The organism is Promicromonospora noduliphila, assembly GCF_056951025.1.
On the sequence record NZ_CM167806.1, the window covers coordinates 1,665,813 to 1,686,118 of the forward strand.

General features: G+C 72.0%; 18 protein-coding genes. 11 read left to right on the forward strand and 7 right to left on the reverse strand.

The features are described 5' to 3' along the window. The first annotated feature begins 144 nt into the window (after positions 1–144). Positions 145–441, forward strand: a complete 297-nt coding sequence (locus tag AC0QU1_RS07220; RefSeq protein WP_483575500.1) for a hypothetical protein — start codon at positions 145–147, stop codon at positions 439–441. A gap of 21 nt (positions 442–462) precedes the next feature. Continuing rightward, the gene (locus AC0QU1_RS07225) at positions 463–1,530 is read left to right on the forward strand and encodes an adenylate/guanylate cyclase domain-containing protein (protein WP_483575502.1); all 1,068 of its coding nucleotides are present in this window, start codon (positions 463–465) and stop codon (positions 1,528–1,530) included. Here the strand turns inward: AC0QU1_RS07225 and AC0QU1_RS07230 are convergent. Then, the gene (locus tag AC0QU1_RS07230) at positions 1,518–2,306 is read right to left on the reverse strand and encodes a crotonase/enoyl-CoA hydratase family protein (RefSeq protein ID WP_483575504.1); all 789 of its coding nucleotides are present in this window, start codon (positions 2,304–2,306) and stop codon (positions 1,518–1,520) included. The two genes, AC0QU1_RS07225 and AC0QU1_RS07230, sit on opposite strands and share 13 nt — an antisense overlap. Before the next feature lie 18 nt (positions 2,307–2,324). Beyond that, positions 2,325–4,010 (reverse strand): lysyl oxidase family protein, encoded by a 1,686-nt coding sequence (locus tag AC0QU1_RS07235; protein ID WP_483575506.1) that lies wholly within the window; start codon positions 4,008–4,010, stop codon positions 2,325–2,327. A 277-nt stretch (positions 4,011–4,287) separates the two neighbouring features. On the opposite strand from AC0QU1_RS07235, the gene AC0QU1_RS07240 reads away from it, so the two are divergent. Beyond that, positions 4,288–4,959 carry an HAD family hydrolase gene (locus tag AC0QU1_RS07240; RefSeq protein WP_483575508.1) on the forward strand — a complete coding sequence of 224 codons (672 nt, stop codon included), beginning with the start codon at positions 4,288–4,290 and terminating at the stop codon, positions 4,957–4,959. A gap of 30 nt (positions 4,960–4,989) precedes the next feature. Here AC0QU1_RS07240 and AC0QU1_RS07245 read toward each other — a convergent pair whose 3' ends face one another. Both AC0QU1_RS07245 and AC0QU1_RS07250 read right to left on the reverse strand, forming a co-directional pair. Beyond that, on the reverse strand, positions 4,990–6,063 hold the full coding sequence (locus tag AC0QU1_RS07245) for a PDDEXK nuclease domain-containing protein (protein WP_483575510.1): 1,074 nt from the start codon (positions 6,061–6,063) through the stop codon (positions 4,990–4,992). Between the two features lie 77 nt (positions 6,064–6,140). Next, on the reverse strand, positions 6,141–6,896 hold the full coding sequence (locus AC0QU1_RS07250; protein WP_483575512.1) for an SOS response-associated peptidase: 756 nt from the start codon (positions 6,894–6,896) through the stop codon (positions 6,141–6,143). A gap of 116 nt (positions 6,897–7,012) precedes the next feature. Between AC0QU1_RS07250 and AC0QU1_RS07255 the strand changes: the two genes are divergently transcribed. The 4 genes from AC0QU1_RS07255 (at position 7,013) to AC0QU1_RS07270 (ending at position 13,322) form a co-directional block, all read left to right on the forward strand. Continuing rightward, complete coding sequence (locus AC0QU1_RS07255; protein ID WP_483575514.1) at positions 7,013–8,269, forward strand: multidrug effflux MFS transporter; 1,257 nt, start codon at positions 7,013–7,015, stop codon at positions 8,267–8,269. Between the two features lie 64 nt (positions 8,270–8,333). Further along, the gene (locus tag AC0QU1_RS07260) at positions 8,334–10,580 is read left to right on the forward strand and encodes an esterase-like activity of phytase family protein (protein ID WP_483575516.1); all 2,247 of its coding nucleotides are present in this window, start codon (positions 8,334–8,336) and stop codon (positions 10,578–10,580) included. Between the two features lie 52 nt (positions 10,581–10,632). Next, complete coding sequence (locus tag AC0QU1_RS07265) at positions 10,633–11,841, forward strand: LCP family protein (protein WP_483575518.1); 1,209 nt, start codon at positions 10,633–10,635, stop codon at positions 11,839–11,841. Positions 11,842–12,032: 191 nt separating this feature from the next. Next, a complete protein-coding gene (locus AC0QU1_RS07270; protein ID WP_483575520.1) occupies positions 12,033–13,322 on the forward strand; it encodes an LCP family protein in 1,290 nt (429 codons plus the stop codon). Between the two features lie 17 nt (positions 13,323–13,339). Here AC0QU1_RS07270 and AC0QU1_RS07275 read toward each other — a convergent pair whose 3' ends face one another. Together AC0QU1_RS07275 and AC0QU1_RS07280 are read right to left on the reverse strand one after the other, a co-directional pair. Beyond that, the gene (locus AC0QU1_RS07275) at positions 13,340–13,945 is read right to left on the reverse strand and encodes a LysE/ArgO family amino acid transporter (protein WP_483575522.1); all 606 of its coding nucleotides are present in this window, start codon (positions 13,943–13,945) and stop codon (positions 13,340–13,342) included. 95 nt (positions 13,946–14,040) lie between these two features. Further along, on the reverse strand, positions 14,041–14,946 hold the full coding sequence (locus AC0QU1_RS07280; RefSeq protein ID WP_483575524.1) for a LysR family transcriptional regulator ArgP: 906 nt from the start codon (positions 14,944–14,946) through the stop codon (positions 14,041–14,043). Between the two features lie 90 nt (positions 14,947–15,036). On the opposite strand from AC0QU1_RS07280, the gene AC0QU1_RS07285 reads away from it, so the two are divergent. Then, complete coding sequence (locus tag AC0QU1_RS07285; RefSeq protein ID WP_483575526.1) at positions 15,037–15,654, forward strand: LysE/ArgO family amino acid transporter; 618 nt, start codon at positions 15,037–15,039, stop codon at positions 15,652–15,654. A gap of 85 nt (positions 15,655–15,739) precedes the next feature. Here AC0QU1_RS07285 and AC0QU1_RS07290 read toward each other — a convergent pair whose 3' ends face one another. Next, positions 15,740–17,026: an aminotransferase class I/II-fold pyridoxal phosphate-dependent enzyme gene (locus AC0QU1_RS07290; protein WP_483575528.1), complete on the reverse strand. Its 1,287-nt coding sequence runs from the start codon at positions 17,024–17,026 to the stop codon at positions 15,740–15,742. 180 nt (positions 17,027–17,206) lie between these two features. Here AC0QU1_RS07290 and AC0QU1_RS07295 point away from each other — a divergent pair, with 180 nt between their 5' ends. From AC0QU1_RS07295 to AC0QU1_RS07305, 3 genes are read left to right on the forward strand one after another with little or no spacing between them, the layout of a single operon-like run. After that, on the forward strand, positions 17,207–18,514 hold the full coding sequence (locus AC0QU1_RS07295) for a TadA family conjugal transfer-associated ATPase (protein WP_483575530.1): 1,308 nt from the start codon (positions 17,207–17,209) through the stop codon (positions 18,512–18,514). Beyond that, positions 18,514–19,371, forward strand: coding sequence for a type II secretion system F family protein (locus AC0QU1_RS07300; protein ID WP_483575532.1), 858 nt, complete (start codon positions 18,514–18,516; stop codon positions 19,369–19,371). The genes AC0QU1_RS07295 and AC0QU1_RS07300 overlap by 1 nt, the downstream gene beginning before the upstream one ends. Continuing rightward, a complete protein-coding gene (locus tag AC0QU1_RS07305; RefSeq protein ID WP_483575533.1) occupies positions 19,368–20,285 on the forward strand; it encodes a type II secretion system F family protein in 918 nt (305 codons plus the stop codon). Before AC0QU1_RS07300 ends, AC0QU1_RS07305 begins: the two co-directional genes overlap by 4 nt. Positions 20,286–20,306 lie beyond the last annotated feature (21 nt).

Consider the following 20,306-nt stretch of genomic DNA (forward strand, 5'->3'; position numbering starts at 1 on the left):
GGCGGAGCCGGCGCCCCGCCGGGTGAACTCGTGCGCCGTCCGGGGTGAACTCGGTGGCAGCCCCTGCCGCGAGCCGCGTGACCTGCGGTAATCTCTGCCCACGCGACGACAGGCAAGTGTGGGGACACGAGCAGGGAGACGCCGATGGAGGCAGGCCGGGCAGCGGTCGGAGTGGCCAAGGCGGTCGTGTGCGCGGCCGCGGTGGTCACGGTGTACCTGATCAGCACGGTCCGGCTGGACCGCGGCATCGTGCAGACGGACGGGACCCCGACGGCCGGCCTGATCGCCGCGGGGATCGCCTGGCTCATGGTGGTCTGGGTCCTGCTCTACCGTGACGACGGCGTGCGCGGCGTGCGGCTGGGCCTGTGGACCGTCGTGACCGTGGTCGGGATGCTGCTCGTGCTCATGGGCATCCCCCTCGTGCTGACGTTCTGGGCCTGAGCGCCCGCCTACAGTGGTGACGTGCTCCACAACTCCGAGACGTCCAACACCCACCACGACGCGCCGGGCGCCGACACCGCCGCCCGGCTCGACGAGACGCTGCTGGGTGGCGCCCGCCGGTACACGCTGTCGCAGGTGGTGGAGCTCACGGGGCTCGACAAGCAGTTCGTGACCCGGTACTGGCGCTGGATCGGCCTGCCCGTCACGCACCCGACCGAGACCTGGTTCACCGACGCCGACGTCGAGGCGCTCAAGGACGCCGCCGAGCTGTTCGAGGCGGAGCAGATGGACGAGCGCGCCCAGATGACGTTCATCCGGTCCGTCGGCCACACCACGGAACGGCTGGCGCTGTGGCAGGTCGAGGCGCTCGTCGAGCATCTGGCGACGCGCTACGAGCTCGACGAGACGTCGGCCCGGCTGCTCGCGCTGGACCGGCTCCCGGAGATGTCGGAGATGCTCAGCCGCCAGCTTGAGCACGCCTGGCGGCGCCAGCTCGCCGCGCTCACCGGGCGGACGGCCATCGAGTTCGCCGGCTCGCGGGGCGACGACCGCAGCGACTCCCACCAGCTCCCGCTGCTGCGTGCGGTCGGGTTCGCGGACATCGTGTCGTTCACCAAGCGCACGGCGGGCCTCGGCTCGCACGAGCTCGCGGAGTTCGTGCAGCGGTTCGAGGCGGGTGCGCGCGACGTGATCGTGAACGGGGGCGGGCGCGTGGTGAAGACGATCGGCGACGCCGTCCTGTTCGTGGCCGACGACGTCTCGACGGGCGCCGAGGTGGCTCTGGGCCTGGCCGAGACCTCGGGCGAGGCGCTCGGGACTGCGGCACCCGGCGATCCAGAGATCCCGGTGCGCGTCGGGCTGGTCTGGGGGCGGGTGCTGTCCCGGTTCGGCGACATCTTCGGCCCGACCGTCAACCTGGCCTCGCGCCTGACCGAGCAGTCCGACCCGTCGACTGTCCTGGTCGACAAGGACACCGCGGCGCTGCTCGCCACGAGCTCGCGCTACGCGCTCACCGCGCAGCCCGCTCGCGACATCCCCGGCATCGGCCCGCTGGCTCCGGTGCGCCTGCAGCGCGCCTACCGGGGCTGACTCAGCGCCCGCAGCGCGCCGGGCAGCAGCCGGAGCTGTGCCCACCGCTCCGCCGCGAACGTGCGCCGGTCGCCGGCCGACCACCACCCGTCGAACAGCCGCTTCGCCGCGGTCACCGCCGCCGGGCGCTGTGCGGCGATCCGGCGGGCCAGCGCGAACGCCTCGTCCAGCGGCTCCTCGGTGACGGTGCCGGCCAGGCCCAGCCGTCCGGCGTCGGCCCCGGTGAACTCCTCGGCCGTGAAGGTGAGGCGCTTGGCCGTCTCGATGCCCACGAGCTGGGCGAGCGTGCGGATCCCCGTCATGTCGGGGACCAGGCCCCGGTCGACCTCCTTGACGGACCAGCGCGCATCGGGCGTGGTCAGGCGCAGGTCGGCCGCGAGCGCGAGCTGCAGGCCCGCGCCGATCACGTGGCCGTGCACGGCGGCGACCACGGGGACCGGCAGGCGCCGCCATGCCCAGCACGCCTCCTGGAACAGGTTCGTGCCCCGGGGCGTCGGCACGAACGCCCTGGCAACGGCGGCCGGTTTGCGGGCGGCCGCGCCCAGGTCGAGCCCGGCGCAGAACGACCGGCCGGTGCCCGAGACGACCACCGCGCGCAGCCCCGGCTCGCGGCGCAAGCGGTGCGCGGTGGCCCTGAGCTCGCGGAGCATGTCGAGCGTCAGCGCGTTGAGCTTGTCCGGCCGGTCGAGGCGGACGTCGGCGATCCCGTCCGAGAGGGTGCAGGTGATGCGGCTCCCGGACGGGACCTCCGACGTCGTCGTGCTGCTGGCGCTCATGGAGCGCAGCCTATGGCGTCACCCGACGGGCTGGTTCCCGGTCTCCGTGTCGACCCCCTGGTAGGGCGGGACGGTCACGGTGCGGTGGCCGGGCCGCCCGCCGAGGACGACGGTCCGGTGGCTGACGTTGTTGTCCATCGTGCTCTCGTGCAGGTTGCCGTTCGGGTTCACGGTGATCTTGATCCGGTACCTGCCGTTGGGCACCCCCGTCAGGTCGAACGCCTGGGTCTGGGACTGGTTGTACGTGTCGCCCCAGCCGACGGGCAGGACCTCGCGCAGCCACAGGGCGGACCGGTCGCCGCAGGTGCTGTCGAGGCCGGTGGCCTCGGGGCGCCAGGTGGCACCGGGCACCGAGAGGTCGACGGGGTCGGTGGGCGCGAGGCACCACGACTGCTTGCCGCTCGTGGTCACCAGGGAACCGTCGAACTTCACGAGCTCGTAGCTCGCGAAGTCCAGGAAGTGCCAGTGGTCGTGCTCGGGAGCGGCGTGGTACTTCATCGTGCCGGTCCTGGTGCTGCCGACCTCCTTGCCGTCCCGGTAGAAGAACTGGTAGGCGTCCATGACCTCACCGGCGCCCCTGCGGTAGCCCTCGACGACCAGCGGAGCCGGCCCGGCGTTCCACTCGTGGGCGTTGAAGGCGAGCCGGTCCTTGCCTCCGGACCGCTCGACCCCGATCTGCCACGCCGGCATGGACCGGAGGTCGGGCAGCGTGTCCTCGGCCGGCGTCTCGTTCGAGGGCGTCGACCCCGCCTGGCCGAGCGCGGGGTGGTCGCCGCCGTGCTCCTGGCCCTCGTCCACCAGGGTGAAGAGGTTCGCGCGGTGCGTGGACCCGGTGCCGTCACCGTGGTCGGCGTGGGCGCCGAGGGTCTGTGCCCGCACGTGCTCGGCGTGCTGGGACGCCGCGTCGCCCTCTGCGAGGGTGCTGAAGCCCTCCTGGGGCTCGCCCACGAGCGCCTCCGGGAACTGGTCGCAGGCGAGCTCCGCGCACTCGTCGATCACCTTGACCCGCTGCGACACCGACCGGCCGTTGGCGGGCAGGCCGAGGAAGTCCGCGACGGGATCGCTGATGGTCACGGTCATCCGGAGGTTCTTGCGCGCGGTCTCGATCTCGAAGAAGGTGTCCAGCCGGCCCGCCCAGCCCTGCTCGATCCCGAACACCGTGGACTTGGTGAACCAGTTGCCGCCGCAGAACGAGGGGTAGATCGGCTCCGTGTGACCGGTCGGCTCGACGCGCTGGCGGTCCGAGGCGCCCAGGCACAGGCTCCGGGACCGCTTGACCAGGACCTTGCCCGTCGAGTCGACGATCTGGACCGTGAGCCCCTTCTTGAAGCCGTTCATGCCGTCGACGATCGCGGCGGGGGCCGTGGTGGTGGTGCGCTCGTCGCCGCGGATCACGGTCTTGGTGAGCGTGACCGGGTCGGACGCCTTGGCACGCTGGGCCCGGAACTCGTAGCTCTCTCCGTAGGCGGCCATCCAGACGGCCGAGTCGAAGTACACCCAGCCGTCATAGCCGTAGGCCTCGACGACGCTCGACGCCGGGGCGAAGCGAAGGCCGGGCGGCTGTTCTGTCGGCGCGGGCGCCGCTGGCGCGGTCGTGGCGGCGGAGGCGGACGCGACGTCGGCCGCACCGCCTTCTCCGAGCAGTCCGAGTGCCAGCACGGCGGCGACGCCCATCGTGAGCACGCGCGGTGACGGACGGGACAAGCTGCGAACGGTCATTGATCCTCCAGGGTGAGGACAGAAGTAATCTGTCACTGGTAGGGACGCTCCGACCTGCTAAAACGTTGGCCTCACGGCGAAGTTCACCCGCTGTTTTTCTCGGGACGCGTACGGTGGCCGGACGGCGTGCATCTCGCCGTCGGCCAGATTCCGCGCGGGCCGGGGCCGGTGCGGTGGCCGGACGGTGTGCGGCGCGCGTCGCTGCTGTCCACCGTGATTGCGCCCCGGGCGGGGCGCCCGCGGCGTGTGACACGATGCGGACGTGCTGAAAGTCGTTCTCTTCGATCTCGACGACACGCTCGTGGACCAGGAGGGCGCTTCCCGCGTGGCGCTCCTGGACTGGCTGCCGGAGCTGGGTCTGGACCTCGACGACCCGGACGAGCTGGTCACGGCGTGGGGCACGATCGCGGCGGAGGCCTACGGCCGCTACCAGCGGCGCGAGCTCACCTTCGCGGAGCAGCGCCGCGTTCGAGTGCGCGAGTTCCTGGGCGCCGACGCCTCCGACGACGAGGCGGACGAGCTCTTCTCCGGCTACCTGACCCGCTACGAGCAGGCCTGGACGGCGTTCGACGACGCCGTGCCCGCCCTGCGCCGGGTGCGCGAGGCGGGCCTCGTCGTCGCGCTGCTCACCAACGGCGACTCCGCCCACCAGCGGCTCAAGCTGGACCGCACGGGCCTGGCCGAGCACCTCGACGTGGTCGTCTCCTCCGACGACCTCCCGGCGGGCAAGCCCGACCCGCGCGCGTACGCCGCCGCGTGCGAGATCCTGGGCGTCGCGCCGGGCGACGTGCTCATGGTGGGCAACGACGTCGAGAAGGACTTCCGCGGCCCGCTCGACGCCGGGCTGGGGGCGGTGCTGCTGGACCGGGCCGACCGTCACCCGGAGGTCGCGGACCGGATCCGGACCCTGGACGAGTTGCCGCTGACGGTGTAGCGCGTTTGCGCAGGGTCGGTAGGCCGCACGTCACAGGAGACTGCCGACTCCGTTGGTCGTGGCCTTGTGGGCCTGGATCTCCTCTTCGATGACAGCTTCGAGCTCGCCAGGGTTGGGGAGTTCGGCGCGCTCCTGTGGCGTCAAGCCCTCATAGAGGGCCACCGCGACCGGGGAGGCGGTGCTTGCGAGCGCGTAGTCGAGCGTGGCGTCGTTGCGCTCGGTGCACAGCAGGATCCCAACCGTCTTCGCGTGCACGGCCGGATTCCGGACCTCGCCGTCGACCATCGCGACGTAGGTCCCGATCTGGCCCATGTGGGCGGGCTGGAACTTACCGACCTTCAGCTCGACGACGACGTATCGCAACTGGGTGACGTGGAAGAACAGCAGGTCGACGAAGAACTCGTCACCGCCGACCTCGACCCGGTACTGGCGTCCGACGAAGGCCATGTCGCGACCGAGCTCCAGGAGAGTGTCCTGGATGCGGTCGATGAGTGCGCGCTCACGGTCGCGTTCGGCAAGGTGTTCTTCCGGGTCCAGATGCTCGAAGACGTAGGAATCCTTGACAGCCTGCTGAACGAGGTCGGAGTCGACGCCGTCAAACGTTGCAGAGAAGTTGGACGGGGCTGAGCCCAGGCGGCTCTTGAGGTCCGTCTTGATCTCGAACTCGAGGCTCGCACGGGACCAACCACCTTCGACTGCCTTGGCGGCGTACCAGTCGCGGTCCTCTGGCGTGTTGAGTCTGTCGAGGAGAACCATCAGGTGGCCCCACGGCAATTGTGCAGCAGCCTGCTGCACAGATCCGGACTCGGTCGGCCAAGCGTCGGCGAGTTTGCGCATGTACTTGAGGCTCCGCGTTGACCAACCACGCTGACCTGGGAACTCTCGCAGCATGTCTGCTGAGATCTGGTCCACCACCTTGGCGCCCCAGCCTTCGGCCCGATGGCGATCGAGGATGTCGCGGCCCACCGACCAGTACAGCCGCAGGACCTCGGTGTTGGCCGCTCGCACCGCGCGAAACTGAGTGGTGCGGACCCTCCGCTTCAGGTCTGCGATGAACTCCTTGTAGCCCTTGGGTGTGGAAGCGCCGCTGGCATCAATCGTCATGGTGCAAGCGTGTGTAGAGGAACGACAGCATCCGCCAGTCGAGTTGCGTATACGCAATGATCTGCCATCCGGTCGGATCAAAGGATGACCGGCTCCGGGTCCCGCGGCTCCGGGTCCGCCTCGATGAGCTCCGGCCCGTCGTTCTGCACCGAGCCGACCGCGTCGCCCACCGGGAGCGTCGTCAGGGGCAGGTTGCCGATCTGCAAGAGGTCCGAGGCATCGCGGACGGCCGGGTCCAGCCACCGGCTCCAGGCCTCCGGTGGCAGCACGAGCGGCATCCGGTCGTGGATCGCGGCCATCTCGTCCGACGCCGGACGGGTCACCACCGTGGCCGACACCAGCCAGCGCGTCGGGTCGCTCTCGCTCGCCGCCGGGTTGCGCCAGAACTCGTACAGGCCGGCGAAGGCGGCGACGCCGGAGCCGGCCGGGTGGATCCAGTAGGGCTGCTTCGGGGCCTTCTTGGAGCCGCCGGCCGGCAGCGACAGCTTGCGCCACTCGTAGTAGCCGTCGGCGAGCACCAGGCAGCGCCGCGCCGCGAAGGGCTTGGCGAACGCCGGCTTGTCGAGCAGCGTCTCGGAGCGCGCGTTGATCATCCGGGCGCCGACGCCGGGATCCTTGGCCCAGGACGGCACGAGCCCCCAGCGGGCCAGCTCCATCGACCGTCGCACGTCCCCGGAACCCTTGGCCGCGCGCTCGAGGACGATCCGTACCGGGTCGGTGGGCGCCACGTTCCACGACGGCGGCAGCCGCTGGGCATCCTCGGCGAGCTCGGCGATGGCGAGCTCCTCGGCGAGGTCCTGGCTGTCCTTGAAGGAGGCGAAGCGTCCGCACATGGGACCAGCATGCCCCGAGCCACTGACACTCGCGGGCGACGGAACCACGGGCCACCGACGCCCGGAGACAGAAATCACTCTGTTCACCCTCGTATCGATTCGATAGCATCGTGGACATGCCATCCGCTGCGCCGTCGGGCGTCTCCCCAGCCATGCCCGTGCGCCGCGCGTCGTCCCGGTCCACCGTCAAGTGGGTCCTCATGCTCGGGGCGCTCTCCGCCCTGCCCGCGTTCACCGTCGACATGTACCTCCCCGCGCTGCCGCAGGTGGCCGACGACCTGCGCTCCACGGAGGCGATGGCACAGCTCACGGTGTCCTGCATGCTGATCGGCGGCGGCGTCGGCCAGCTCGTGATCGGCCCGCTGTCCGACCGGTTCGGCCGCCGCGCCCCGCTCCTGGTCGGCCTGGTGCTGCACGTCGTCATCTCGCTGCTGTGCGCGGTGGTCACGAACATGCCGGTGCTGATCGGCCTGCGGCTCGCGCAGGGCTTCTTCAACGCGGCCGCCGGCGTGGCCTCGGTCGCCGTGGTGCGCGACCGGTTCGTGGGCGCCGAGGCGGCCCGCATCCTGTCCCGCCTCATGCTCGTGATCGGCGTGGCGCCCATGTTCGCGCCCACGCTCGGCACCTTCGTGCTCGCGCACGCGAGCTGGCGCTGGGTGTTCGCGGTGCTGGCCACCATGGGCGCGGTGCTCGCCGTCGTGGTGCTGGTGTGGATGCCCGAGACCCACCCGCCCCTCAAGCGGCTGACCGGCGGCCTCCGGACCGTGGCCGGCGGCTACGGCCGCCTGCTGCGGGACCGGCAGTTCCTCGCCCTCGCCGTGATCCCCGGGCTGGGCTTCGGCGTGCTGATGAGCTACGTGGTGGGCTCGCCGATCATCTTCCAGCAGGAGTTCGGGCTCAGCGAGGGGCAGTTCGCCCTGCTGTTCGCCGTCAACGGCGTGGGGCTGGTGCTGTCCGCCCAGGTCAACGCGGCGCTGGTGCGCAGGGTCGCGCCGGTCCGGCTGCTCCGGCTCGGTGTGGTCGCGCAGGCGGTGCTGGTCGTCGTGCTCCTTGTCGTGGTCCTGACCGGTGCGGGCGGGCTGATCGGCCTGCTGGTGGCGCTGTGGTGCGTGCTCGCGTTCCAGGGGTTCGTCCCGGCCAACGCGTCCGCGATGGCGCTGTCGCGGCACGGCGAGATCGCCGGGACTGCTGCCGCGATGATCGGCGCCATCCAGTCGCTGGTGGCGGGCGCCGTGAGCTCGCTCGGCGGGTTCCTCGGCGGGGACGCCGTCGCCATGGCGCTGGTGATGCTGGCGGCGGTGCTGCTCGCGATCGGCGTGCTCGCGACCGCCACCCCGGCGTTCCGGCGCGGGGGCTGGCACATGCCCGTGTGAGAGTTCATGTGCCGGTCGCGCCGGATTCACCGCGATTTCCGGTGCGCCCACTTGGCTCACCACCATGAGCACACCCATGCGTACCCGCGCAGCGCGCGTGGTGGCCGCCGCTGCGGCCACGTCGCTGCTGCTGCCGGCTGCCGTCGCTGTCGCCGGGCCCCAGCCGGGCTCGCGGTCCGAGCACCACGGCGGTTCCCATCTCGCCGCCACCCTGGCCGGCCGCGCCACGCTGTCGGCCGACTACCTGGCCGAAGGCCCGGCGTCGGGCGCCGCCGCCAACCCGGCCAACGGGCGCCAGGGCCCGTGGGACGGCCAGGTGATCCCCGGCTTCTCGGCGATGATCGACAACCACGACGGCACGTTCTGGGCCCAGCCGGACAACGGTTTCGGCGCCAAGGGCAACTCGGCGGACTTCCTGCTGCGCAACTACCTCGTGCGCCCCGACTGGGACACGAACCGCCGCGGCTCGGGCGACGGCGAGATCGAGGTCCTCGACTTCATCGAGTACAACGACCGCAACGACGTGCTCGATTTCGAGATCGTCAACGAGGACACCGACGACCGGCTGCTGACCGGCGGGGACTTCGACATCGAGTCCGTGGTGCGCGCCGCCGACGGCACGCTGTGGGTGGGCGAGGAGTTCGGCCCGTTCCTGCTGCACTTCGCCGCCGACGGCACGCTGCTGGAGGCCCCGTACGAGTTCCCCGACGGCAAGTCGCCCGGCAACCCGTACCTGGAGCCCGGCGAGACGCCCAACGTCGCCAGCAGCCGCGGCTTCGAGGCGATGGCCGGCAGCGGCCGCTACCTCTACCCGGTGGTCGAGGGCAAGCTGGCCGACGACGCCGACGCCCGCCGCCGCTGGATCTACGAGTTCGACACCCGGCGCGGCGAGTACACGGGCAAGCGCTGGGCCTACCAGACGGACCAGGAGGCCGACGTCATCGGCGACGCCTTCGCGACGGGCCGCCACGAGATGCTGCTCATCGAGCGCGACGACTTCGACGGCGACCAGTCGGTCACCAAGCGTGTGTACGAGATCGACCTCGACCGCACGGACCGCGACGGCTACGTCCGCAAGGAGCTCGTGCTCGACGCCCTGCGGATCGACAACCCGCGCGGCATCGACGCCGGCGAGGGCTACGGCCTCGGCGAGACCTTCAGCCTGCCGGTCCAGTCCTTCGAGACCGTCCTGTTCGTGGACCGCGACACGCTGCTGATCGGCAACGACAACAACTACCCCGGCAACGACGCGCGCGTCACCGGCACGCCGGACGACACCGAGATGGCTCTCGTCGACCTCAAGCGGAAGCGCGTGACCGACGACGGCGTCACCGTCGTCGGGCACCGGGGGGCCTCCGGCTACCGGCCGGAGCACACGCTCGCGGCGTACGAGACCGCCATCAACCAGTGCGCCGACTACATCGAGCCCGACGTGGTCTCCACGAAGGACGGCGTGCTGGTCGCCCGGCACGAGAACGAGATCAGCGGCACCACCGACGTCGCGAACCACCCGGAGTTCGCCGACCGCCGCACCACCAAGGTCATCGACGACGTCGAGCTGACCGGCTGGTTCACCGAGGACTTCACGCTCGCCGAGCTGCGCACCCTGCGCGCCAAGGAGCGCCTGCCCCAGGTACGCCCGCAGAACACCCCGTTCGATGGGCTCTACCTGATCCCGACCCTCGACGAGGTGCTCGACCTGGCCCGCAACAGCCGCACCTGTGACGGTGCGCCCGTCGGCGTCTACCCGGAGACCAAGCACCCCACCTACTTCGACACGGAGGGCCTGTCCCTGGAGGAGCCCCTGGTGCGCGAGCTGCGCCGCAACGGCTTCGACCACGCGGGCGCCCCGGTCATCATCCAGTCCTTCGAGGTGGGCAACCTGCAGGACCTCGACGGCATGACCGACGTCGCCCTCGGCCAGCTCATCAGCAGCAGCGGCGCACCCTACGACTTCGTGGCCGACGGCGACCCGCGCACCTACGCGGACATGGTCACCCGCACGGGGCTGCGGGAGATCGCTACCTACGCCGACGGCATCGGCGCGGAGAAGAACGTGCTGATCCCGCGCAACGCCGACAACACGCTCGCCGAGCCCTCCAGCGTGATCCGCGACGCCCACCGCGTGGGCCTCGACGTGCACACCTGGACGTTCCGCCGGGAGAACCAGTTCATGCCCGCCGAGTTCCGCTCGTCGGCCGACCCGAACGGGATCGGTGACCTGGTGGGTGAGATCCGGGTCTTCCTGGAGGCGGGCCTGGACGGGTTCTTCACGGACAACCCGGACCTGGGCGCGACAGCGGTGAGCTGACCAGCCACTACTTAACAGGCCTGGTGCCGGGGTACCTGCTTATGCTCCGTGGGTGCCCCGGCATCTAGGTATCCAGCCCAGTCACCGCTTCGCGCGCGGCGCGGCGCTGTTTGTCGTGGGCGTGCTCGCCTTCCTGGCCGTCGGTGGCGCCGTCGCCTACCTCGACCTGAAGCAGCAGATCGGCGTCAGCGACGTGTCGGGCCTGGTCGAGGGGCCGACGCCGGACCCAGACGACCCGTTCACCGGCCGCAGCCTCAACCTCCTGGTCATGGGCACCGACCTGCGCGGCGGCGAGAACACCGAGATCGCGGGCGCCGGCGACGGCGGGATGCGGTCGGACACCACGATGCTGGTGCACATCTCCCACGACCGGTCCCGCATCGAGGTGGTCTCCATCCCGCGTGACTCGCTCGTCGACATCCCGTCGTGCAAGCTGCCCGACGGCACCGAGTCTGCCGCCACCTACGGGATGTTCAACAGCGCGTTCACGATCGGCGGCGGCGCGGAGGAAGACCTCACGCACGCCGCCGCCTGCACGATCTCCACGGTGCAGACCCTGACCGGCATCCCCGTCACCAACCACATGGTCGTCAAGATGGACGGCGTGGTCGACGTCGTCGACGCGCTCGGCGGGGTGCGCATGTGCCTGCCCGAGCCACTGGTCCAGGACCCCGCCTACGGACGCTTCGAGCTGCCCGCCGGCGAGCAGACCCTCGACGGGCTCCAGGCGATCGGCTACCTCCGCGCACGGCACGGTACGGGCCTCGGCCTCGAGCAGGGCAGCGACCTCAGCCGGATCGAGCGCCAGCAGGCGTTCGTCGACGCGCTGGTGCGCCAGGTGCTGAACCAGAACATCGTGACGGACTCGCCCCGGCTGTACCGCACGATTCAGGCGGTGCTGCGCGCCATCTCCGCCGACCCCGGCCTGGCGGACCCGGCGGCGCTTGCTGGCCTCGCCTACAGCATCCGGGACATCGACCCGGCCGAGATCGTGTTCACCGAGCTGCCCGTGGTGGCGGCGCCGACCGATCCCAACCGTGTGGTCTGGACCGAGGAGGCCGCGGCGATCTGGGAGCGCATCGCCGCCGACGAGCCGCCGCCGGGGCACGAGACGCCGTCGCCCTCGACGAGCGCGGGAACGGGCGGCGGGAGCTCAGGGGGAGGGACGACGCCGTCCGGCGAGAAGACCGGGGCGACGCCGTCCGGCGAGCCCAGCCCGTCGCCCTCGGCCTCGCTGCTGCCGGGGGTCTGCGCGGACTGAACCACGGCGCGGACGGGTGATACTGGCTGGATGCCGGCTGGGAACGGACGGGCTTTTTTACACGATTGTTGCACTGAGGCCCTACTCTCCGATGCGTGGCAAGTGACTTCTGGACAGCAGTGCGACCTCTTGGGGAGATAATTCCAGGGGTGCCCCGCCATGCCCGGACCGGCGAGCGCCAGCCTCGCCATGTGCGCAGTTGGCGCAAGATGGTCGTCTTCCGCGGGGCCACGATGGGCGTGGTGGGCGTGCTGGCGTTCGGGTCGGCGGCGGTCGCGACGGCGTATCACAACGCGATCTCGCAGATCGAGATCCAGGACCTGGACGGCCTGGTGACGGAGCAGGTCGAGCCGAAGGACCCGTCCGACCCGTTCAAGGGCACGCCGGTCAACCTGCTCCTCATGGGCACGGACATCCGGGACGGGTCGAACGCCAAGATCGGCGGCGAGGTCAGCGGCATGCGGTCGGACACGACGATGCTGGTGCACATCTCGGCGGACCGGGAGTGGATAGAGATCGTGTCGTTGCCACGCGACACCTTCGTGGACATCCCGTCCTGCCAGCTCCCGGACGGCAGCGAGTCCCTGCCGTACCGCGACAAGTTCAACGCGTCGTTCGAGGTGGGCAGCGGCGACACGTCGCTCAAGCATGCCGCCGCCTGCACGATCAACACGGTCAACGCGATGACGGGTGTCACCGTGACCAACCACGCGGTGGTCAAGATGAACGGCGTGATCGACGTGGTCGACGCCATCGGCGGCGTGAAGATGTGCCTGCCCGAGCCGTTGCACGGCGACCCGCGGTCGGCGCGCATCGACCTGCCGGCGGGTGAGAACCGGCTCGACGGCGAGACGGCCATCCAGTTCCTCCGCGTGCGCAAGGGCACCGGCATGGGCCTGGAGCTCGGCAGCGACCTCACCCGGATCGAGCGCCAGCAGGCGTTCATCAACGCGACGCTGCGGCAGATCCTGTCCGCCGAGACGCTCGCCGACCCGACCAAGACGTTCCGCCTGATCAACGCGGCCCTCGGCTCGCTGAGCGCCGACCCCGACATCGCCGATCCGGGCAAGGTCGCCGGCCTCGCCTGGTCGCTGCGGGAGATCGAGAAGCGCAACATCATCATGACGAAGATCCCGGTGTACGACACGGAGGAGGGCGGCGTCGGTGGCCTGGGCTGGGCCCCTGAGGCCACCGAGATCTTCGAGCGCATGGCCGCCGACGTGCCGCCGGACGAGGTCGTGCTGCCCGACGCCGAGCCGTCCGGCTCGCCCAGCCCGAGCGGCGGAGCGGGCTCCGGGGGCGGCGCGGACGCCGGGACCGGGGAGGGCGCGGAGACCGAGACGGACACCGGCGACACCGCCGGATCCGGCGAGCCGGCCGAGGGGGAGACCGACCAGGCCGACACCGGCACGGCGGAGCAGCCGGCGTCCCCCAAGCCCAGCCCGAGTCCGGAGGTGCTGCTGGACGGAGTCTGCGCCTGACGAGGTGCTCGGCCGCGTCAGGCGCCGAGGACGAGCGATGCCGCCACGACCACCATGGTCACCGCGACGACGCTGTCCAGGACGCGCCAGGCCCCGGGCTTCTCCAGGATCGGCGCGAGGTAGCGCGCCCCGTAGCCGAGCGCGACGAACCACGCCGTGCTGGCGAGGCAGGCGCCCAGCCCGAACCACCAGCGGTCGTCGCCGTGCGTGGCGGCGAGGCCGCCCACGAGCACCACGGTGTCGAGGTAGACGTGGGGGTTCAGCCAGGTCAGGGCAAGGGTGGTGGCGACGGCGGCGCCCACCGTCCGCGTGGTCATGCTGTGCCGCCCCATGACCACCTGCTGGCCCTTCCACGCGCGGCGGGCCGCCATGCCGCCGTAGACCAGCACGACCACGGCGCCCGCCCAGCGGGCGAACCCGACCACGAACGGCGCGCTCTGGATCAGGCTGCCCAGCCCGCCCACCCCGGCCGAGATGAGCACGAAGTCGCTGGCCGCGCAGATGCCCGCCACGAGGCCCACATGCTCCCGGCGCAGCCCCTGACGCAGGACGAAGATGTTCTGTGCCCCGACGGCGACGATGAGCGAGAGGCCGAAGGCCATCCCGGCGAGGGCTGAAAGCATGCCTGAACCGTAGGAAGTCGGACAGCGGCTGTCGGTTCATGATTCGGAAGTGCGGAACGCCGGAAACCGGGTCAATAATGCAGTACGTCCAGATTTCACGGCCGGAGCAGCTTGCGTGTCGCTTCTTTTCGCAGGGCGGCGGTGACCCGGTCCAGCACGGCGGAGCGCAGCTTCCACTGCTGGAGGTACAGCGGGATGTCGAGGACGGCGTCGGGCTCCAGGGTCGTGATGGCGTCCCGGTCCAGGAGCCCGCCGATGGAGGGCCGGTCCAGCAGCATCCCCCAGCCCAGGCCGAGCCGGATGGTCTCCTCGTACTCGACGGTGCTCGGCACGTGGTGCCGTGGCGGCGTGGCACCCGGCGCGTGCTCGCGCAGGTAGGTGTCCTGCAGGTCGTCGGTCCGGTCGAAGACGACGACGGGCGCGGAGCCGAGCGCCTCCGGCGTCGGACCGTGGGGGAACCAGCGCTCCGCGAAGGCGCGGGTGGCGGCCGGCCGGTAGCGCATGATCCCGAGCGGCGTGCTGCGGCAGCCCTGCACCTGGGCCGTCTGCGAGGTCACCGCCGCCATGACCACGCCCTCGCGCAGCAGGTCGGCGGTGCGGCTGTCGTCGGCGCGGTGCAGGTCGAAGGTGACGCCGTCCACCTGCGCGAGGGCGGGCATCACCCAGGTGGCCAGCGAGTCGGCGCTCACCGCGAGGGGCACGGTCACGAAACCGTCAGGGCCGTCGGCGCGGTTCCCGGCGTCGTCGGCGCCGAGCTCCGCCGCCACCTCGGCGCCGAGCAGCTCGGTCTGCCGGGCGAGCCGCAGCAGGGCCTGGCCCGACGCCGTCGCGACCACCGGCCGGGCGCGCCGCACGAGCACGCTCCCCGCCGTGTTTTCGAGCGCGCGGATGCGCTGGCTCACGGCCGACGGCGTGACGTGCAGGGCGCGGGCCGCCGCGTCGAACGAACCCTCGGCGACCACGGCGGCCAGCGCTTCGAGCTGGCGGGAGTCCCATCGCATGGTCCCAGTGTGGCCCATCTTCAGATCTGCTTATGCACCCTCAGAAACTTGAACTGGTCTTCAGGGGATCGGGCTGCCTAGCGTGAGGTCATGTTCACCCTGCTCGCCGGACTCGGCTTCGGCTTCTCGCTCATCGTCGCCATCGGAGCCCAGAACGCGTTCGTGCTGCGCCAGGGGCTGCGCCGCGAGCACGTGGGCGTCGTCGCGGCGATCTGCGCGGCCTCGGACGTCGCGCTCTATGCGGCGGGTGCCGCCGGGTTCGGGCCGCTCGTCGAGCGGTGGCCCGACGCCGTCGTGGTGGTGCGCTGGCTGGGCGCCGCCGTCGTGCTCGGGTACGGGGCCATGGCCGCCTGGCGGGCGGTCAAGGGCGACACCTCGCTCGCCGCCGCCGAGGACGGCGCGCTGGGCGACAAGCCCGGCCGGCGCCTCAGGCCCGTTGTCCTCACCGCGCTGGCGCTGACCTGGCTGAACCCGCACGTCTACCTGGACACGGTGGTGCTGCAGGGCTCGGTCGCCGCCACCTACGGCGACGCCCGGTGGTGGTTCAGCGTGGGCGCGATGGTGTCCAGCGTCGCCTGGTTCGCCGGGCTCGGCTACGGCGCGCGGCTGCTCGCGCCGGTGCTGCAGCGTCCGGTCGCGTGGCGTGTGCTCGACGGCGTGATCGCGCTCATCATGCTGGCCGTCGCGGTCTCGCTGCTCGCGGGGTAGCTGTTCGGCGACGCCGAACCAGGCGCTCACGGTGTTCGGGTGTGCCGAATTGTCGGCCCGGCCACGTTGGCGGGACCGGCCCGGGCTAGGCCGGCGGGACCACCAGCCCGGCCAGGCGGGTCGCGGCCTCGCGCAGCACCTCGTCTCGCTTCACGAAGGTAAATCTCACGTGCGACGCGAGAGCCTTCGCGGTCGGGGAGCCCGGTCGGCAGAACGCCGTCGCCGGGATGGCCACGACACCCGCGAGCTCCGGCAGCCGCCGGCACAGGTCTACGCCGTCCCGCAGGCGGAGCGGGCCCAGCAGGTCTGCGGCGTCGGCCATCACGAAGTACGTGCCGGCCGGCCGCGTGACGGTGAAGCCGGCGGCCTCCAGGCCGGCGCACAGGAGGTCCCTGCGGGCGGCGAGGGAGGCGGCCAGCGCGCGCGGGGTGTCGTCGTCGGCCAGGGCCTGCGCTATGGCGGGCTGGAACGGCGCACCCGACGTGTAGGTGAGGAACTGCTTGACCGTGCGCACGGCCGTGACCAGGTGCGACGGCCCGTGCAGCCAGCCTACCTTCCAGCCGGTGAACGAGAACGTCTTGCCCGACGACGAGATGGTCAGCGTCCGTTCGGCCATCCCCGGCAAGGTCGCGATCGGGATGTGCTCCGCGCCGAACGTGAGGTGCTCGTAGACCTCGTCGGTCACGACTATCGCGTCCCGTTCCCGCGCGACGGCGGCGACGGCGGCCAGCTCGTCCCGCGTGAGCACGGTGCCCGTCGGGTTGTGCGGGGAGTTCAGCACGATCATCCGCAGGCTCGGCGAGGCGGCCGCGTGGAGCGCCTCGACGTCGAGCCGGAAGCCGTCCGGCCCGGGGAGCAACGGGGCCGTGACGTGCGTGGCGCCGGACATGCCGATCGCGGCGGCGTGCGAGTCGTAGAAGGGTTCGAGCGTGAGCACCTCGTCGCCCGGCCGGGTCAGCGCGAGGATCGAGGCGGTGAGCGCCTCGGTGGCGCCGGTGGTCACCAGCACCTCGGTGTCGGGGTCGACGTCGAGCCCGTAGTGCCGCTTCTGGTGCTCGGCGACGGCGCGGCGCAGCTCCGGCACGCCGTCGCCGGGCGCGTACTGGTTGCGCCCCTCCTCGATCGCCCGGACGGCGGCCCGCTTGACGTACTCGGGCCCGTCGACGTCGGGGAAGCCCTGGCCGAGGTTGATCGCGCCGGTGCGGACGGCCAGCGCCGACATCTCGGCGAAGATCGTGACGGCGACGCTGCCGTCGTCGGCCAGGAGTCCGGCGGCGCGCGCGGTGTCCTGCCAGCGGTCGCCGGCCCGCGCGGACGAGCCGTCGCTCGCCCGCGCGGGCGAGCCCTGGCCAGATGAATGGTCGGTGTTCATGGGGCCGACGATATCCACCGCCTGTCCACCGTGAGTTCATGTCTCGGCATCCCAGACAACCCGCTTTACCTGCACCTTTGTGGACAAGGCTGTGGATACGGTGGATAACTCCGGGTCTTGGGGAAAGTTATCCACAGGGGCGGTCTGCGGAGATGAACGTTTGGCTCTAGCGTGCTGGCCATGGGTGAAGAGGGGGCGCGGATCCTCGAGAACGAGGTACGCGAGCTGGTGCGGCGCAGGGGGCTCGACCCGATCGGTGACCGGGCGGGGTTGTCGAGCCTGGTCACGGACGCGGTGGGCGACTACACGACGCGGGCGAGCGTCGGAGTGGTGCCGCCGCTCGCCGATCCGGAGGCTGCTGCACAGGCCGTGACCGACGCCGTCGGCGGGTTCGGTCCGCTGCAGCCCTACCTCGACGACCCGGAGATCGAGGAGGTCTGGCTGAACGCCCCGACCCACGTGTACGTCGCGCGGCGCGGGGTGTCCGAGCTGACCAGCACGGTCCTGACCACCGAGCAGGTGCGCGACCTCGTGGAGCGGATGCTCAAGACGTCCGGGCGCCGCCTCGACCTGAGCAGCCCGTTCGTCGACGCCCGCCTGCCGGGCGGGGAGCGGCTGCACGTGGTGCTCCCAGAGCTCACCGGCGCCGAGATGGCCGTGAACATCCGCAAGCACGTGGTGCGGGCGCGCTCGCTGGCGGACATGGTGCGGCTCGGTTCGCTGACCGCCCAGGCAGCGACGTTTCTCGACGCCGCGGTGCGGGCCGGGCTGAACGTCCTGGTGTCGGGCCAGACCCAGGCCGGAAAGACCACGATGCTCAATGCCTTGGCCGGCTCGATCCCCGGGTCCGAGCGCGTCATCTCGGCCGAGGAGGTGTGGGAGCTGCGCCTCCCGGTGCGCGACCACGTGGCGCTGCAGACCCGCCCCGCCAGCCTCGAGGGCACCGGCGAGGTGGCGCTGCGGCGTCTGGTCAAGGAGGCCCTGCGGATGCGCCCCGACCGGCTGGTGATCGGCGAGGTCCGGGAGGCGGAGGCGTTCGACCTGCTCATCGCCCTGAACAGCGGCATACCGGGCATGTGCACGCTGCACGCCAACACCGCCCGCGAGGCGGTGGGCAAGATGACGACGCTTCCGCTGCTCGCGGGGGAGAACGTGTCCGACCGGTTCGTGGTGCCCACCGTTGCGTCGGCCGTGGACCTTGTCGTGCACCTCGGCCTGCACCGGGCGCCGGACGGCGTCGTCCGGCGCCAGGTGCGGGAGATCGTCGCCGTGACGGGCCGGATCGAGGAGGGCCGCATCGAGACGGCGGGGATCTTCGACCGGGACGCCGACGGCGACCTGCGGCGCGGCGACGGGATGCCGCCCGGCGAGGACCGGTTCGAGCGGGCGGGGTTCGACGTGCGGGCGCTGCTCGCCGACCCACGCGTCGCGCCGGCCGCCGCGCGCCCGGCGGCGAGCACCGGCGTCGGACCCTGGGCGGTGCGCTGATGGGCGTGGTCGTCGGCCTCCTCCTGGGCGCAGGGGCGTTCTGCGTGTGGTGGTCGTTCTGGACCCCGACACCGCGTCCGGCGGGTCGGGTGACCTGGCAGCTGCGGACCCGCGACCTGCTGACCCAGGCCGGGGCGCCGTCCGTCACCCCGGCGATGCTCGTGTGGTCCTGCGTCGCGCTCGGCCTCGTGACCCTGCTGGCGGCGTTCGCCCTGACCCGCTCGCCCGTCATCGCCGGGTGCTTCGCGGTCCTGGCGGCGCCCGGCCCGGTAGCGCTGGTCCGCGCGCGGGCACGCCGTCGCCGTCGGGCGCTGCGGGACGTCTGGCCCGAGGTCGTGGACCACCTCGCCTCGGGGGTCCGGGCCGGGCTGTCGCTGCCCGAGGCGGTGGCCCAGCTCGGGCAGCGCGGCCCGGTCGAGCTGCGCGAGCCGTTCGGCCGCTTCGCCCACGACTACCGGGCCGGCGGCCGGTTCGGGGACGCGCTCGACGCGCTCAAGGAGCGCCTCGCCGACCCGGTGGCCGACCGCATCGTCGAGGCCCTGCGCCTGACCCGGGAGGTCGGCGGCCAGGACCTCGGGCGGCTCCTGCGCACGCTCAGCGGGTTCCTGCGTGAGGACGCGGCGACCCGCGGCGAGCTCGAGGCGCGGCAGAGCTGGACCGTCAACGGCGCCCGCGTCGCCGTCGCCGGGCCGTGGGTGGTGCTCGCGCTGCTTTCCACACGGCCGGAGACGGCACGGGCCTACGACTCACCCGCCGGGGTGGCGGTGCTGGTCACCGGCGGGCTGTGCGCCCTGATCGCCTACCAGGTGATGCTGCGGATCGGGCGCCTGCCCGCCGAGCGCAGGGTGCTGCGATGACGGGCTGGGCGGCGGGCGCGCTCGCGGGCCTCGGCCTCGCGCTGGGCGTCCTGATCGTGCTGTCCCGCCTCCGGGCGCGCGCCGTGACCCTCGACGAGCGGCTCGCGCCCTACCTGCGCCCGCGCTCGGCCACCTCGACGCTCCTGCGCGAGGTCAGCCGCACCTCGGCCGTCGTCCGCCTCCTCGGCCTGCGCGACGTCGGCGCGCGCCTCGAGCGGTTCGGCTCACCGCGCGAGGAGGTGCGCAGGCGCCTCGACCGCGCCGGGTCCGCCGAGTCCGTGGACCACTTCAGGGCCCGGCAGGTCGTGTGGACCGTCGCGGGACTGGCGGTCGGCCTCGCGCTCGCGCTGCTGCTGGCGGCGACCCGCGGCGCCGCGGTCGTACCGCTGGCCGCCCTGGTCGTCGTCGCGGGTGGGTGCGGTTACGTGGCGTGCGACCAGGCCCTCACCCTGCGCGTCCGGCGGCGCGAGGAGCGGCTGCTCGCCGAGCTGCCGACCGTCGCCGAGCTGCTCGCCCTGGCCGTGGCCGCGGGGGAGAGCCCGCCCGCCGCCCTCGAACGCGTGGCGTCGACGGCGCGCGGCGAGCTGGCCGCCGAGATCCGGCGCATGGTCGCAGAGGTACGGGCCGGCGCGCCCGTGACCGCCGCCCTCACGGCGCTCGCGGACAGGTCCGGGCTGCCGCCGCTGTCGCGGTTCGCCGAGGGCATCGTGATCGCGCTGGAGCGGGGCACGCCCCTGGCCGACGTGCTCCGCGCGCAGGCGCACGACGTGCGCGAGGCCGGGCGGCGGTCGCTCCTGGAGGTCGGCGGCCGCAAGGAGGTCCTGATGATGGTCCCCGTGGTGTTCCTGGTGCTGCCGGTGACCGTCGTCTTCGCAGTTTTCCCCAGCCTGGCCACCCTGCGGATCGGGCTCTGACCGGACCCCCCCGAACGGGTC